The organism is Agrobacterium sp. 16-172Ci, from assembly GCF_053522725.1.
Window position 1 is genome coordinate 33,666 of the sequence record NZ_JBNWBW010000003.1, and the last position, 14,198, is coordinate 47,863.

Below are 14,198 nucleotides of genomic sequence, written 5' to 3' on the forward strand. Positions count from 1 at the left end.
CCCTTGAGGCGGCATCGTTTTGATTATTTGTCGTGCACGATGGTCTTGCGGCCGCCGCCGGTCAATATCTGCGCAAAACCGCCCTTCTCGTGGATCGAGAAAACAATGATCGGAATGTGGTTTTCGCGGGCAAGCGCAACGGCGGCGATATCCATGACCGCCAGTCCCTTGCCGAGCACTTCGCTGTGGGTCAATTCGTCGAAACGGGTTGCCGTCGGGTCCTTCTTCGGGTCGGCGGAATAGATGCCGTCCACCTGTGTGCCCTTGAAGATCGCTTCGGCGCCCATTTCCGCAGCGCGCAAGGCTGCGGCAGAATCAGTGGTGAAGAAGGGGTTGCCCGTACCGCCAGCGAAGATCACCACACGCCCCTGCGCGAGATGATGGAGCGCCGCGCGCTGCGAGAAGCTCTCACAGATTTCAGGCATGGCGATTGCGGAGAGAACGACGGTGTCGATGCTGAGCTTTCGCAGCGAGGTCGCGAGCGCCAGCGCGTTGATGACGGTCGCCAGCATACCCATATGGTCGCCGGTAACGCGGTCGCCGCCCTTGGAGGCCACGGCAACGCCGCGGAAAATATTGCCGCCGCCGACGACAACGCCGACTTCGACGCCCATCGCCCTCGCCTCGGCGATATCGGAAGCGATGCGATCAGCCACCGCCACATCGATACCGAAACCCTGATCGCCCATGAGGGCTTCGCCGGAAGCCTTGAGAAGAACGCGTTTGTAGATCGGCTTGGAAGACATCATGACTCCTCGGAAATGTAACCGAAACGCGGATACACGAAGGGCACCGCGTTGTCACGCGATGCCCTCCCGTTTTCCCAAGATTGGGTAAATATAATCAGCCCTTGGCGACGGCTGCGACTTCGGCTGCGAAATCGCTTTCTTCCTTCTCGACGCCATCGCCGAGCAGGAGGCGAACCATGCCCGTTACTTCGATGGAAGCGCCGGCTTCCTTTTCGGCTTCCTTGACGGCAGCGCCGACAGTCAGGTCCGGGTTGATGACGAAAGCCTGCGACAGAAGGGCGACTTCCTCGAAGAACTTGCGCATACGGCCATCAACCATCTTTTCGATGATGGCTTCCGGCTTGCCGGATTCACGGGCCTGTTCGATGAAGACGTTGCGCTCGCGCTCGGCAACGGCGGCGTCGACTTCTTCAGCGCGGATGGCGAGCGGGTTGGTCGCAGCGATGTGCATGGCAACCTGACGGCCGATGGAGTTCAGAACGGCCTTGTCGCCTTCCGACTTCAGGGCAACGAGAACGCCGAGCTTGCCGATGCCGTCGCCGGCAGCGTTGTGGATGTAGGTCGCAACAACGCCGTGCGGAACTTCGAGCGCTGCCGAGCGGCGGAGCGTCATGTTCTCACCGATGGTGGCAATCGCGTCCTTGATGCTGTCGGCAACGGACTTGCCGGTTGCCGGATAGGTGGCAGCGGAAACAGCGTCAACGGTGCCGTTGGTGGTGAGGGCAACCTGGGCGATACCGCGGATGAGGTCCTGGAACGCATCGTTACGGGCAACGAAGTCGGTTTCGGAGTTCAGCTCAACGACGACAGCCTTGTGACCCATGGTGGCAACGCCGACCAGACCTTCGGCAGCCGTGCGGCCGGACTTCTTGTCGGCCTTTGCGATGCCCTTGGCGCGCAGCCAGTCGATCGCCGCTTCCATGTCGCCATTGGTCTCAGCAAGAGCCTTCTTGCAGTCCATCATGCCTGCGCCAGACTTTTCGCGCAGTTCCTTCACCATTGCGGCTGTGATTTCGGTCATTGTGTGCCTCTTATCGGTTCGATCGGTCAGCCGGCGGAATTTGCCGTGCCGAAGTTCTGGGTGATGACTGTACCCGGCCGCACACCCTTTGAAACCGAAGAGGATTTCAGGAAAGGGGCATGCGCATTCCCAAGTGCTGCGGCGTCTCCATGCATCGAGATGATGGGTGCCGCTGAAGTATGACAGCGTTATGAAGACTGCCTTCCGTTTCAACCGCATCGGACGCCAGCGATTTCATAAAAACGTGGCGGAGCGCTTGAAACGAACAAGGCCGTCAACCCATTGAAGGTCTTTGACGGCCTTGCCATATCCTGGTCGAGGAGACGGCGACCGAGATCGCCGCCAGACAGGGCCTATATCAGGCGCCAGCCTCGTCTTCGAGAGCGGGCTCGATCGGAGCTTCTTCCGAAGCGCCGATGTCGCGGCCGGAAGCGCCCTGCTGACGGGCAATACCGTCGATGGCAGCGCGGGCGATCAGGTCGCAGTAAAGCGAGATGGCGCGCGAAGCATCGTCGTTACCCGGGATCGGGTAGTCGATGTGGTCCGGATCGCAGTTGCTGTCGATGATAGCAACGACCGGAATGCCAAGACGCTTGGCTTCTTCGATCGCGATCTTTTCCTTGTTGGTGTCGATGATGAACATCAGGTCCGGAACGCCGCCCATATCGCGGATACCGCCGAGAGCCTTTTCAAGCTTTTCGCGCTCGCGCTCGAGGTTCAGGCGTTCCTTCTTGGAGTAGCCGGAAGCTTCCGAGTTCAGGATCTCGTCGACCTTGCGCAGGCGCTGGATCGAGTTGGAGATGGTCTTCCAGTTGGTCATCATGCCGCCGAGCCAGCGGGAGTTGACGTAGTACTGGGCCGAACGCTTTGCGCTGTCGGCGATGATTTCGGACGCCTGGCGCTTGGTGCCAACGAACAGAACGCGGCCGCCACGGGCAACGGTGTCGGACACGACCTGAAGGGCGCGCGACAGCATCGGAACGGTCTGAGCCAGGTCGATGATGTGGATGTTGTTACGGTCGCCGAAGATGTACGGCTTCATCTTCGGATTCCAGCGGTGCGTCTGGTGGCCGAAGTGAACACCAGCTTCCAGAAGCTGGCGCATAGAAAAATCGGGCAATGCCATGCCTTGTTACTCCTTTTCCGGTTTAACCCCCGCGAAGCGAACAGCACCGATTTTCATCGATACCACCGGGCGGAACGGACCGGATTTCTCCCGGAACATCCCAAGCTTCGCGTGTGGAATGGTGAGCCGCATACAGTCGCCCGCATGAAAATGCAAGCATTTATGCGAAAAAACCGCAGAAACAGCCGCGTTTCAGCGGACAGGCTTGTTTTCGCAGGTTTCGGGCTTGAGAATATCAAGCTTCGCAAGCTTTCCAGTCAGAACGAAATCGCCGTAATCCATCGTCAGATCGCGGGTGATTCCATTTTCATAGAGCTTGAACGACATGCGGTAGATCGGCAAATCGTCCGTGCCGGTCTTGTCGTTGTAATAGGCGATCGTTACCGGCCAGAATGCCGCCTTGGCGAATTCGCCCGCCTTACCGGCGTCGGCATCGCCATCCTTCGGCATCTGCGACTTGCCGACGAGCGTGGAGGTGATCAGGCTTTCATCGCCATCGTCCGAACCGTCGAATATCCGGGATTCGAAGATGCGCTTTCCCAGTTTCGCATGTTCGATGACCTGAAACATATGCTGCGTCGGGAATTCGCTGGCGACGAGACTGACCTGGCGGGCATCCGGGCGGGTCAGATCGACCTTCACGCCATCGGTGCCGTCGGTCGCAGCGCCCTGCACTTCCTTGTCCAGCTTGTCGTCGGTGTAGGACTTGGTCTCAAAGGTGAATTTCTTGGCCGTGAGATCCTCGAAGGTCGTGGTCTGCTGGTCGGTCATGCGCACGGCATCGCCGGTGTTGATCTGCGTCACGAAGCGGAAATCCGTCTTGTAGCCCTGACAGGCCGAGCCGGTGAATTCATAGACCATGCGGCCCGTCATGCCCTCGATGCCGGATCGATCGGACGCATCCTTGAGTTCGAGATCGTAGACGGCGCGGTGGGCGACGAGATCGGGAACCGTGACCGGCAAGGCATTGGCAGCGTTCGACAGGCCGGTCATAAGCCCTGTTGCGGCAACGAAACCAAGCGTCCTGACAAACATGCAATATCTCCTGTTGGACTCGCCGCTCATATTGTACAAGCAACCGCCCGGCTTTTGGATCAACATCTTCTGAATGCCGGATTCTTGAAGGATTTACAACAAAACCGGAGACGAAAATGTCGGACGTCATCGAAGGCCGCCTCAAGGAACTTGGCTTTACGCTCCCCGTAGCCGCAGCACCAGCCGCAAACTACGTTCCATTCACCATCAGCGGCAATCTGCTTTATGTATCGGGTCAACTGCCGATGGAATCGGGCAAGATTGCGGTGACGGGCCTCGTTGGCCGCGATGTCGACGTGCCAGGCGCCCAGCGCGCGGCCGAACTTTGCGCCGTCAACATTCTCGCACAGGTCAAGGCCGCTTTAAATGGCGATCTCTCGAAAATCCGCCGTGTCATCAAGCTGAATGGCTTTGTTGCGTCGGTTCCGGAGTTCGTGGAACAGCACCTCGTCATCAACGGTGCTTCCAATCTCATTGCCAATGTTCTCGGTGAGCCCGGCAAACATGCCCGCGCCGCCGTCGGCATGGCCTGCCTGCCCTTCAATGCCGCCGTCGAAATCGACGCCATCGTGGAAATCGACGTATGACGCTGAAACTCTCCTGGCTGACGGCTCAGCCCGTCGCCCATCGTGGTTATCATGATCTCAATAAGGCGGTCTGGGAAAACACGATTTCCGCCTTTTCCCGCGCCATCGAGGCCGGTTTCGCCATCGAATGCGACGTGCAGCTGGCAGCCGACAGTGTGCCGGTGATTTTTCACGACGACGACATGGCCCGCCTGACCAGCATCAAGGGCGATGTGCGCGAACGCACATCCGCCGAGCTGTCGCTTCTTGCCGTCGGCCAGACCGGGGATCGGGTCCCTACCCTCAAGCAGCTTCTCACGCTCTGCGCCGGCAAGGTGCCGCTGGTCATTGAGCTGAAAGGCCGCGCCGGTGAAGGCGTCGACGACGGTTTTGCCGAGGCGGTGCTGGAAGACCTTGAGGACTACAAGGGCCATGTGGCGCTGATGAGCTTCGACCACCATCTGCTGAAAGATCTGAAGGCGGCCGGCTCGCCCTGGCCGCTGGGTCTGACGGCCGAAGGCGACAAGCCGGAAGACTTCTTCAAACATGACGAAGCGATGCAGATTGGTCTCGATTTTATCTCCTATCATTGGGGTCATCTGCCCAACAGCTTCATCGAGGCGCAAAGAAAACTTGGCCTTCCGGTGATTACCTGGACGGTCAGGGATGAAAATGCGCGCGAGACTACCTATAAATATGCGGACCAGATGACATTCGAAGGTTTCGACCCGAGAGAGAACCCGTCCGCCACGGCATGACAGAAGACTATTCCATTCGCGTTGCGCAATCCTTCAGGGATATCGATCCGGAAAGCTGGAAGCGGCTTTCCGGAACCTCGCGCAATACATCAGGAAAAATCTACAACCCGTTTATTTCCCATGAATTTTTATCATCCATGGAAGAATCGGGATCGGCGACAGCGAAAACCGGCTGGCTGGGGCACCATCTGCTTCTCGAAAACGCCTCCGGAGCTCTGGTCGGCGCGGTGCCCGCCTATCTGAAGAACCACAGCAAGGGCGAATATGTCTTCGACCACGGCTGGGCGGATGCTTTCGAGCGGGCCGGCGGGCATTATTATCCGAAACTGCAGTGCTCGGTTCCCTTCACGCCTGCAACCGGACCACGGTTGCTCGTCTGCAAGAACGAGGACGAGACACGTTTCAAAGCGCTCCTGGCCTCCGGTCTCGCGCAGGTGACGGAAAAGATCGGCGTCTCGTCGGCACATGTCACATTTCTGGAAGAGAACGATCTCTCCGCCCTTTTGCCGCGCGATTTCCTGCACAGGACCGACCAGCAGTTCCACTTCATCAATGACGGTTATCGCGACCACGGTGATTTTCTCGACGCCCTTTCCTCGCGCAAGCGCAAGGGGCTGAAAAAGGAACGCCGCGCGGCGCTGGAAAACGGCATCGAGATCGACTGGCTGACCGGAAGCGACCTGACCGAGGATATCTGGGACCAGTTCTTCGCTTTCTACATGGATACCGGCAGCCGCAAATGGGGCCGGCCCTATCTGACGCGGGAATTTTATTCGCTGATCGGTGAGCGTATGGCCGATGACGTGCTGCTGGTGATGGCGAAACGTGAGGGGCGCTATATTGCCGGCGCGATCAATTTCATCGGCTCGGATGCGCTTTATGGCCGCCACTGGGGCTGCGTCGAGGATCACCCCTTTCTGCATTTCGAGGTCTGTTATCATCAGGCGATCGATTTCGCGCTTTCCAGGGGATTGAAACGGGTGGAAGCCGGCGCTCAGGGCGAACACAAGCTGGCGCGCGGTTACATGCCCGTCACTACCCACTCGGCGCATTTCATTGTCCATCCAGGCCTGCGCCGCGCCATTGCCGATTATCTTCAGCGCGAGCGCGAGGAAGTCGAGCATATCGGCGATTATCTTGATGAACACACGCCCTTCCGCAAGGGCGAGAGACAGGAACCGGACGTATAGTCCGCCATGAGGAGAGATCACGATGACGGCCAGCGCCTATGACGACAACAATATCTTCGCAAAAATCCTGCGCGGCGAAATTCCGAGCCACAAGCTTTACGAAGACGAGCACACGCTTGCTTTCATGGATGTGATGCCGCAGGCCCCCGGCCATCTGCTCGTGGTTCCGAAAACCGGCTCCCGCAACCTGCTCGATGCCGACCCGGAAGTGCTGGCGAGGACCATTCCCGTGGTGCAGAAACTCGCCGTGGCGGCCAAGGAAGCCTTCGATGCCGATGGCGTCTTCATCGCCCAGTTCAACGAACCGGCGGCTGGCCAGACCGTTTTTCACCTGCATTTCCACGTCATTCCGCGCAAGGAAGGCGAGCCACTGAAGCCGCATTCCGGCGTGATGGCCGATGGCGAGGTATTGAAGGCCCACGCGGAGAAGATAAAGGCCGCGCTTGCTTCGTGATGGTTGCCTAGCACGCGCGTATCCTGCAAAGCGTAGCACATCTCCACGTCGTCACCCCGGACTTGGTCCGGGGTCCAGTGCGATCAAGTCCTTGATCGCGAGAGAGTCTTCTTACGGCGCAGACGCCCATTGACTGGATGCCAGATCGTGTCCGACTGTGTCGTTTCTCATCATTCCACAGGCAGATATGCATTCCGTTCCGGCCAGGGCCAGCCTTCAAGCACTGCCAAATCCGGCCGGAATATTTCCACCTTCAGCGGATAACAGGCCGCCGTATCGCTCGAATGCGTGGCGCTGCAGTCACCGCCCGGGCAGGCGGAAAGCGCGCCGATAAGATCGATCTCGGCAAAAAGCTCCAGATAATCGCCCGGCCGCACCGGGCTCGCCTTCATGAAATATTGGTGTGTGTCGCGGGTGAAACCAGTACACATGAAGACGTTGAGGACGTCATGCACATGCTGTTCCGCCTGCCGGAATGACAGGCCCTTGGCGGAGGCCAGCGCATTGGTCAGATTGGAATGGCAGCAATGGTGGTAGTCGCCGCCGCTCAGGAGCTTATTGGTATAGGGATCGCAGCGTGTGCCGATCACGTCATGCACACCGCCGCCGTCTTCGTCGAAGCCATACCATGACAGCGTATCATGTGTGATCGTCGCCATCGGCCGCAGGGACGGCAGGTTGCTCCACAGCCGGTTGCCGACTGAAACATGGGTGGCGTGCAGGGCACGGGTCTTGCCGCTGAAAAACCGCTCGGTCAGATCATGGGCGTTCCAGAGGTTCAGGTCTCCCACCTGCGGACCTTCAACGCTTACGATGCGAAAGAAATGCCCCTTTGGCACATGAAAGCTGCGGCCGTCACGCGGCGGCACGATGACCTCATCGATTTTTTTCATGCTTCGTTTGGCTTCTTCCAGACGCGCGAGGTCTGGCATTTCAAGCGTCCCGTTCGGATAAACGACAACAGGACGGACGGCGCGGCGTGCGGCGGCGTCGACGGGTTCGGCGGCGGGCATGGGGGTCATGAAATCCTCGGGCAATCAAAATCTCGAGGCGAAATTGCGCCATGCCTGCTCGCCTGACAAGACGGGTTTTTCTTGCGCTCAGGCCAAGTCTTACTTACCCTTGAGGCATCATGAAATTACCGCCGCTCACCACTCTCCGGGCATTCGAAGCCGCAGCCAGAAGAACAAGTTTTTCTCTGGCTGCGCAGGAACTCGGCATGACGGCAACTGCTGTCAGCCAGCACGTGCGCAATCTGGAGGCCTGGCTCGGTGAGGCGCTGTTCGAGCGGCACGCACGGGGTGTGAGGCTTACCCCGGCCGGAAAGGAATTCGGCACGACGGTTTCGACCTCCTTACGCCAGATTGCCTCTGGCGCCGCCCGGATCCGTCAGGGCCATGACCGCATGGTCGTCCGCCTTGCCAGCCTGCCCTCTGTCGTGGCGCATTTTCTGACGCCCCGCTTGCCTCGCTTTCGGGCGCTTTACCCCGATATACAGGTATCCATCAGCTATTCCGGCGCGCATCACGCGATACCAGCCGATCTCACCATAGGACATGGCATCGCATCCGAGGAAAACGCGGTCGCGCTTTTCAGCGCAGAGACACGGCCGACATGCGCGCCGGACTATGTCGCTAAATTCGGTCCTTTCGACAATGTTGACAGCCTGTTACGAGCGGAATTGCTGCATGACGACACCGAGGCGGCGTGGCAGGACTGGTTCGCAGCCGGGGGAATATCCCTGCCCGATAACGCCGGTCCGGTTTTCGCGGATTTCAATCTGCTCGTGACCGCTCTCAAAGCCGGTCAAGGCATCGGCCTCTGCCCGACGGCGCTGCTTCACGACGAGATCGCCGAAGGTCAACTGACCGTGCTCTTCGACCGGGCGGCCGATAGGGAGAAATATTACTGGCTGATGGAAGCCGAAGAGATGACGGCACCATCCCGCATCCTGTCGGACTGGCTTCTTGCAGAGGCCCGAGGGAGCGAAATGCGTGGCAGTTATTCCGCCGCGACGATCTGAACACGAGAGGCTGCCGCCTCTTCCATCCGTTCCCTCGCCGACAGCCAGTTGAGCAAGCGGGCGGATGCAGCACAAATGACAACAAAAGCAGCGAGACCACCGAAAACATCCGAAAGATGGTGTCCACCCTGAACAAGAACGGCCAGCGGCATCAAGAGGTTTATCGGCAAGATCACCGCCATCACCGCCCAGTGACGCGGTATGAACCAGACTGACATTGCCGCCATGAAGATGTGAAACGATGGAAAGCCGATCAACCCCAGCACATTTTTAGGCGAAAGATAGACCACTCCCTCCGTTATGAGGCGGTTCAACTCCTGACCGTAGGTATTATCGACGGCCAACGGAATGGCCTGCGATACCCATTGCGGCAATTGCACATAGGCCGAAGGTCCGAATGTCGGCAAGAATATCCAAAAGACGATGCATGCAAATGCACCCAGTACTCCCGTCACGAGGAAATGGTGCAGCATCCGCTCGTTGCCGGTAAATCCAAGCGTCAGGACGATCACCAAAAGCTGCGGCAACGATGAGGCATAGACGAAAAACAGGCCGGTTCCGATCCATGGGTGGGCTGCCGCCCACAGGACGATGCCTGTCCAGCTGTAGCCAAACGCCGCATCCACACTGAAAAGCATATGATCAATCCCCGGAAAGGCCACGGGTAGGAACATGTAGTTGAAAACCGAAGCAACAAGCGTGAACAGGATGAATAACCCGCCAGAAATCAGGGCGGCAGCAATGCGAAGATCGCGCCCGGTAGTGCGATAAACCTGGCCGAGGATAAAAACACCGACGCCTGCCAGAACGCACAGAAGATATCCTGCGTAGTCGAATTGAATGCCTTTGGCCGCAATCAATACCGCATCGACAACGAATAATATGGCGATAATGCCAAGTACAAAACGCTCTGCCGCAAAGAGTCGCATTGAATTGCTGCCCCTGTTTCAATCAGCGGCAAAGTAGGGCAACGGCCTTAATATTCGGATAAAGCGTGCACTAGAAACCGAGCGCGAACAACCCACCCGCCAGAAGCAGGATCGGCACAGCCACGCCGACGATGACCCGCTGGCCTGCCATCAGAAAAGCGATGAAACCGAGTGTGGCAGCGCCGATGCGCAGCCACAGGGGCGATGCTTCCAGCGTTCCGGTTGGAAAGACGATCAGCTTGGCGGTGACGGCCATGACGAGTGCGGTGGCGACCGCCCTTACCCAGTGCAGCGCTTCGGAATCCTCCTTCAGGCGGTTACCGGCGAGAACGCCGAGCCAGCGCCAGAGATCGGTCGCCAGCCAGCCGGCAATCGCGATGAAGAGATAAGGCGCCCACCAATGTTCGGTGATCATGGTTCGCTCTCCGGTGAGACGGGTTTTATCCGACGGCGAAACACGAGGCGGTCGATCAGATAGGCCGCCGTGCCCCCGCCGATCCCGGCATAGAGAATATCGAATTCCGGTGCGATGACCGCGAAGGCCGGTCCGGCGATAACACCGATGACGAAGGCGACCTTGACAACGGAATGACGGGCCGAAGCCCAGATCGATGCCACGAAATAGACAGGCGTGAGAAAAAACAGCACGCCGGCGACAAGCGGCGGAAAGGCGGCGACAACGCCGTAACACAGGCCGACGATGATGGCATTGACCACGGTGAGCGTCATGCCGAAACCGGCGAACCAGGCGGCGCGTGCTTCGCGCGGCACCTTGGAGAGATTTTGCGTGGCAAAAACCCAGGCCGTGATTGCGACGAAGTGGGAGAGAAACAGCAAGATCCATGTCGGCGTCTTCGCGCCGCGCATTTCTGGGACGATGGAGGCGACCATCGGCATCATCCGGACCGAGGACAGCGTCACCGCCAGAAAGCAGGCGGCAAGATTGGCGCCGCCGACCATGGAGCCGATCAGGATCATCTTGGCCGGCAGGGCCCAGATCATCAGCGTCATGAACACGGCTTCACCGCGCGCGACACCGGATTCCAGCGCGAAGGCGCTAAAACCGACGAAAGATGTCATCAGAATGAGCGAGGGCAGCGAAAATATGCCCCGCATTCCCCGGAAAAACCAGCCGCTCAGGGGGATGGTATCGCTGTCGGCAGTCTGCATTGCTGACCCACTTGTGCATGTCACCCGAAACTGTGCCGTAGCTTCGGGGTAACGTCATGCATAAACAAAAAATGAAACGCGCCGGAGGTATCAGGGAAAACGCGACGCGCTTCATACATGAAAATGCCGGGCTTTCGCCCGGCATCGGTTTATCGGTCGAAGACCTTGGTCATTTCTTCTTCGGCACTTTCGGCACCGCATTGGTCTTGCGCCGTGGCTTGCTGTCCTCGTCCGACTTATCGGCCTCGGCAACAAGGACATCCGCCTCTTCATTGGCCTTCGCCGCCTTGGAAGCGGGTTTCGTTTTGGCCTTCGCCTTGCCGGGCGATTTGGCCGCCTTCAGTTCGGCCTCCGGCTGCGGCTTCACGGGTGCCGTCTCCGGCAGGACCTCGAGTATGAGACCATCGGAGCCGTCATCCTTCTTGCCGACGGTGACGCTGACGACGCCGCCCTTCTTGAGCTTGCCAAAGAGGATTTCGTTGGCGAGCGGCTTCTTGATGTTTTCCTGGATCACGCGCGACAGAGGACGGGCGCCCATCTTCTCGTCGTAACCCTTCTCCGCCAGCCAGGAGATCGCATCTTCATGCAGATCGAAAGTGACGTTGCGTTCGGAGAGCTGGGTTTCCAGCTGCATGACGAACTTCTGCACGACCTTGTGGATGACAGCGGTCGGCAGCGGCGAGAACGGAATGATCGCGTCCAGACGGTTGCGGAACTCCGGCGTGAACAGGCGGTTGATTGCCTCTTCATCTTCACCCGTACGGCGCGAAGAACCGAAACCGATGGCGGATTTCGCCATTTCGGATGCACCCGCATTCGTCGTCATGATGAGGATGACGTTGCGGAAGTCGATCTTCTTGCCGTTATGGTCGGTCAGCGAGCCGTGGTCCATCACCTGCAACAGGATGTTGTAGATATCCGGATGCGCCTTTTCGATTTCGTCCAGCAGCACCACGGAATGCGGATGCTGGTCGACTCCGTCGGTCAACAGACCGCCTTGATCGAAGCCGACATAACCGGGAGGTGCGCCGAGCAGGCGCGACACGGTATGACGCTCCATATATTCCGACATGTCGAAGCGCAGCATCTCGACGCCGAGCGAGGCGGCAAGCTGCTTGGCCACTTCCGTCTTGCCCACGCCCGTCGGGCCGGAGAAGACATAGGAGCCAATCGGCTTGTTCGGTTCGCGCAGGCCCGCACGCGCCAGCTTGATGGCCGTGGCAAGCGCCTCGATGGCGATGTCCTGACCATAAACGACCGAGCGCAGTTCCTTTTCAAGGTTGGCGAGAACCATCTCGTCATCCTTGGAGACCGTCTTCGGGGGAATGCGGGCCATCGTCGCGATGGTGGCCTCGATTTCCCGCTCGGTGATCAGCTTGCGGCGCTTGGAGGCCGGCAGCAGCATCTGCGCCGCACCGGTCTCGTCGATCACGTCGATCGCCTTGTCCGGCAGCTTGCGGTCGGAAATGTAGCGGGCCGACAGCTCGACAGCAGCCTTGATCGCCTCGTTGGAATATCTGAGGTGGTGGTAGTCCTCGAAATAGGGCTTCAGCCCCTTCATGATCGCGATGGCGTCATCGATGGACGGCTCGTTGACGTCGATCTTCTGGAAACGGCGCACAAGCGCGCGATCCTTTTCGAAGAATTGCCGATATTCCTTATAGGTGGTCGAGCCGATGCAGCGGATCGCGCCCGAAGACAAAGCAGGCTTCAAGAGGTTCGATGCATCCATCGCGCCACCCGAGGTCGCGCCCGCACCGATGACGGTGTGGATTTCATCGATGAACAGAACCGCGCCCGGATATTCTTCGAGCTCCTTGACGACCTGCTTCAACCGCTCTTCGAAATCGCCGCGATAGCGGGTTCCGGCCAGCAGCGTACCCATGTCGAGCGAGAAGATGGTGTCATTGGCGAGCGCCTCCGGCACCTTGCCTTCGACGATACGCTTGGCGAGACCTTCGGCAATCGCCGTCTTGCCCACGCCCGGATCGCCCACATAAAGCGGGTTGTTCTTGGAGCGGCGGCAGAGGATCTGGATGGTGCGGTTGACCTCGTCGTGGCGGCCGATCAGCGGATCGATCTTGCCGTTTTTCGCCTTTTCATTGAGGTTGATGCAGTAAGCCTTCAGCGCATCCTGCTGCTTCTTGGCGGACGATCCGTCTTCCTCGGGATTGCTGCGGCTCGCCTTGTTTTCGCTTTCCGGTTCATCGGCACCGCGCGGCGTGCGCGTCTGCGACGTGCCGGGGCGCTTACCGATGCCGTGGGAGATGTAGTTGACCGCGTCGTAACGGGTCATCTCCTGCTCCTGCAGGAAATAGGCGGCGTGGCTTTCGCGCTCGGCGAAAATGGCCACAAGCACGTTCGCGCCGGTCACTTCCTCGCGGCCGGACGATTGAACATGGATGACGGCCCGCTGGATGACCCGCTGGAAGCCGGATGTGGGTTTGGAATCTTCGTCGTAACCCGTGACGAGGTTCGTCAGTTCATTGTCGACGTAATCGCTGACAGTCTTGCGAAGCGCATCGAGATCGACATTGCAGGCGCCCATGACGGCTGCGGCATCCGCGTCGTCGATCAGCGCCAGAAGGAGATGTTCCAGCGTCGCATATTCGTGGTGACGCTCATTTGCAAAGGTCAGTGCCTGGTGCAGCGCCTTCTCGAGACTTGGGGAAAAAGTTGGCACGTTGCGATCCTCATTTCTTTTCCATGACGCATTGCAGCGGATGCTGGTGCTGTCGGGCGAAATCCATGACCTGGCTTACTTTCGTCTCTGCGACCTCATATGTAAACACCCCGCATTCGCCCACGCCGTGCTGGTGCACGTGCAGCATGATGCGGGTTGCCGCTTCGCGATCCTTCTGGAAAAAACGCTCCAGAATGTGGATGACGAATTCCATGGGAGTGTAGTCGTCATTCAGTAAAAGAACACGGTACAAATTCGGTCTTTTTGTTTTTGGCTTGACGCGGGTGATAACAGACGTTCCGCGGTTGGTGCCGCCGCCGTCTTCCCCTTCGCCCTCGCCCTGCATGTAGATCGGCCTAGCGATCATCTTTCATCATTCTCCAAACCGTTCTCAAACCGACAGTTCTTTGCCAGGAGGGAGAACTTCGCCTCTTCATATCTAGGTCGTTAAGACGCGATTTTAAGCCCCTTGCGAAACGGTGCAATCACTATTG

Annotated in this window: 15 protein-coding genes; 5 read left to right on the forward strand and 10 right to left on the reverse strand. The window is 58.8% G+C overall.

What is annotated here, in order from left to right:
- Positions 1-23 precede the first annotated feature (23 nt).
- The 4 genes from pyrH to ACQZ40_RS04905 all read right to left on the reverse strand — a co-directional run bounded on the left by pyrH (position 24) and on the right by ACQZ40_RS04905 (position 3,931).
- Positions 24-746, reverse strand: coding sequence for a UMP kinase (gene pyrH / locus ACQZ40_RS04890; protein ID WP_003502561.1), 723 nt, complete (start codon positions 744-746; stop codon positions 24-26).
- Positions 747-843: 97 nt separating this feature from the next.
- Positions 844-1,770 (reverse strand): translation elongation factor Ts, encoded by a 927-nt coding sequence (gene tsf, locus ACQZ40_RS04895; RefSeq protein WP_003521408.1) that lies wholly within the window; start codon positions 1,768-1,770, stop codon positions 844-846.
- Positions 1,771-2,128: 358 nt separating this feature from the next.
- A complete protein-coding gene (rpsB, locus tag ACQZ40_RS04900; RefSeq protein WP_003496241.1) occupies positions 2,129-2,896 on the reverse strand; it encodes a 30S ribosomal protein S2 in 768 nt (255 codons plus the stop codon).
- A gap of 192 nt (positions 2,897-3,088) precedes the next feature.
- Complete coding sequence (locus tag ACQZ40_RS04905; protein ID WP_448747512.1) at positions 3,089-3,931, reverse strand: cell envelope integrity EipB family protein; 843 nt, start codon at positions 3,929-3,931, stop codon at positions 3,089-3,091.
- 116 nt (positions 3,932-4,047) lie between these two features.
- Between ACQZ40_RS04905 and ACQZ40_RS04910 the strand changes: the two genes are divergently transcribed.
- The 4 genes from ACQZ40_RS04910 to ACQZ40_RS04925 are packed head-to-tail and all read left to right on the forward strand — an operon-like array spanning position 4,048 to position 6,899.
- Positions 4,048-4,518, forward strand: a complete 471-nt coding sequence (locus tag ACQZ40_RS04910) for a RidA family protein (protein ID WP_003521410.1) — start codon at positions 4,048-4,050, stop codon at positions 4,516-4,518.
- Entirely contained in the window at positions 4,515-5,255 is a 741-nt protein-coding gene (locus ACQZ40_RS04915; protein WP_448747513.1) for a glycerophosphodiester phosphodiesterase, read from the forward strand. The genes ACQZ40_RS04910 and ACQZ40_RS04915 overlap by 4 nt, the downstream gene beginning before the upstream one ends.
- Positions 5,252-6,445 (forward strand): GNAT family N-acetyltransferase, encoded by a 1,194-nt coding sequence (locus tag ACQZ40_RS04920; RefSeq protein ID WP_448747514.1) that lies wholly within the window; start codon positions 5,252-5,254, stop codon positions 6,443-6,445. Before ACQZ40_RS04915 ends, ACQZ40_RS04920 begins: the two co-directional genes overlap by 4 nt.
- 22 nt (positions 6,446-6,467) lie before the next feature.
- Positions 6,468-6,899, forward strand: a complete 432-nt coding sequence (locus tag ACQZ40_RS04925; RefSeq protein WP_003496252.1) for an HIT family protein — start codon at positions 6,468-6,470, stop codon at positions 6,897-6,899.
- A gap of 170 nt (positions 6,900-7,069) precedes the next feature.
- Here ACQZ40_RS04925 and ACQZ40_RS04930 read toward each other — a convergent pair whose 3' ends face one another.
- Positions 7,070-7,921, reverse strand: coding sequence for an urea carboxylase-associated family protein (locus tag ACQZ40_RS04930; protein ID WP_448747515.1), 852 nt, complete (start codon positions 7,919-7,921; stop codon positions 7,070-7,072).
- A 110-nt stretch (positions 7,922-8,031) separates the two neighbouring features.
- Here ACQZ40_RS04930 and ACQZ40_RS04935 point away from each other — a divergent pair, with 110 nt between their 5' ends.
- On the forward strand, positions 8,032-8,922 hold the full coding sequence (locus ACQZ40_RS04935; RefSeq protein ID WP_448747516.1) for a LysR substrate-binding domain-containing protein: 891 nt from the start codon (positions 8,032-8,034) through the stop codon (positions 8,920-8,922).
- Here ACQZ40_RS04935 and ACQZ40_RS04940 read toward each other — a convergent pair.
- The 5 genes from ACQZ40_RS04940 to clpS form a co-directional block, all read right to left on the reverse strand.
- Positions 8,901-9,851, reverse strand: coding sequence for a phosphatase PAP2 family protein (locus tag ACQZ40_RS04940; RefSeq protein ID WP_448747517.1), 951 nt, complete (start codon positions 9,849-9,851; stop codon positions 8,901-8,903). The two genes, ACQZ40_RS04935 and ACQZ40_RS04940, sit on opposite strands and share 22 nt — an antisense overlap.
- A gap of 70 nt (positions 9,852-9,921) precedes the next feature.
- A complete protein-coding gene (locus tag ACQZ40_RS04945; RefSeq protein WP_198939204.1) occupies positions 9,922-10,266 on the reverse strand; it encodes an AzlD domain-containing protein in 345 nt (114 codons plus the stop codon).
- The gene (locus tag ACQZ40_RS04950) at positions 10,263-11,021 is read right to left on the reverse strand and encodes an AzlC family ABC transporter permease (RefSeq protein ID WP_065653935.1); all 759 of its coding nucleotides are present in this window, start codon (positions 11,019-11,021) and stop codon (positions 10,263-10,265) included. The genes ACQZ40_RS04945 and ACQZ40_RS04950 overlap by 4 nt, the downstream gene beginning before the upstream one ends.
- A 169-nt stretch (positions 11,022-11,190) precedes the next feature.
- Positions 11,191-13,704 (reverse strand): ATP-dependent Clp protease ATP-binding subunit ClpA, encoded by a 2,514-nt coding sequence (clpA, locus tag ACQZ40_RS04955; protein ID WP_065653936.1) that lies wholly within the window; start codon positions 13,702-13,704, stop codon positions 11,191-11,193.
- A 10-nt stretch (positions 13,705-13,714) separates the two neighbouring features.
- A complete protein-coding gene (clpS, locus tag ACQZ40_RS04960; protein WP_003521420.1) occupies positions 13,715-14,071 on the reverse strand; it encodes an ATP-dependent Clp protease adapter ClpS in 357 nt (118 codons plus the stop codon).
- Between the last annotated feature and the right edge of the window lie 127 nt (positions 14,072-14,198).

What these genes read in the sequence shown, in the direction of transcription:
- ACQZ40_RS04910 (WP_003521410.1), top strand. Translation starts at nt 4,048, where the DNA reads ATGTCGGACGTCATCGAAGGCCGCCTCAAGGAACTTGGCTTTACGCTC.
- ACQZ40_RS04905 (WP_448747512.1), bottom strand. Translation starts at nt 3,931, where the DNA reads ATGTTTGTCAGGACGCTTGGTTTCGTTGCCGCAACAGGGCTTATGACC.
- ACQZ40_RS04920 (WP_448747514.1), top strand. Translation starts at nt 5,252, where the DNA reads ATGACAGAAGACTATTCCATTCGCGTTGCGCAATCCTTCAGGGATATC.
- ACQZ40_RS04940 (WP_448747517.1), bottom strand. Translation starts at nt 9,851, where the DNA reads ATGCGACTCTTTGCGGCAGAGCGTTTTGTACTTGGCATTATCGCCATA.
- ACQZ40_RS04945 (WP_198939204.1), bottom strand. Translation starts at nt 10,266, where the DNA reads ATGATCACCGAACATTGGTGGGCGCCTTATCTCTTCATCGCGATTGCC.
- clpS (WP_003521420.1), bottom strand. Translation starts at nt 14,071, where the DNA reads ATGATCGCTAGGCCGATCTACATGCAGGGCGAGGGCGAAGGGGAAGAC.
- ACQZ40_RS04925 (WP_003496252.1), top strand. Translation starts at nt 6,468, where the DNA reads ATGACGGCCAGCGCCTATGACGACAACAATATCTTCGCAAAAATCCTG.
- ACQZ40_RS04915 (WP_448747513.1), top strand. Translation starts at nt 4,515, where the DNA reads ATGACGCTGAAACTCTCCTGGCTGACGGCTCAGCCCGTCGCCCATCGT.
- pyrH (WP_003502561.1), bottom strand. Translation starts at nt 746, where the DNA reads ATGTCTTCCAAGCCGATCTACAAACGCGTTCTTCTCAAGGCTTCCGGC.
- rpsB (WP_003496241.1), bottom strand. Translation starts at nt 2,896, where the DNA reads ATGGCATTGCCCGATTTTTCTATGCGCCAGCTTCTGGAAGCTGGTGTT.
- tsf (WP_003521408.1), bottom strand. Translation starts at nt 1,770, where the DNA reads ATGACCGAAATCACAGCCGCAATGGTGAAGGAACTGCGCGAAAAGTCT.
- ACQZ40_RS04935 (WP_448747516.1), top strand. Translation starts at nt 8,032, where the DNA reads ATGAAATTACCGCCGCTCACCACTCTCCGGGCATTCGAAGCCGCAGCC.
- ACQZ40_RS04930 (WP_448747515.1), bottom strand. Translation starts at nt 7,921, where the DNA reads ATGACCCCCATGCCCGCCGCCGAACCCGTCGACGCCGCCGCACGCCGC.
- ACQZ40_RS04950 (WP_065653935.1), bottom strand. Translation starts at nt 11,021, where the DNA reads ATGCAGACTGCCGACAGCGATACCATCCCCCTGAGCGGCTGGTTTTTC.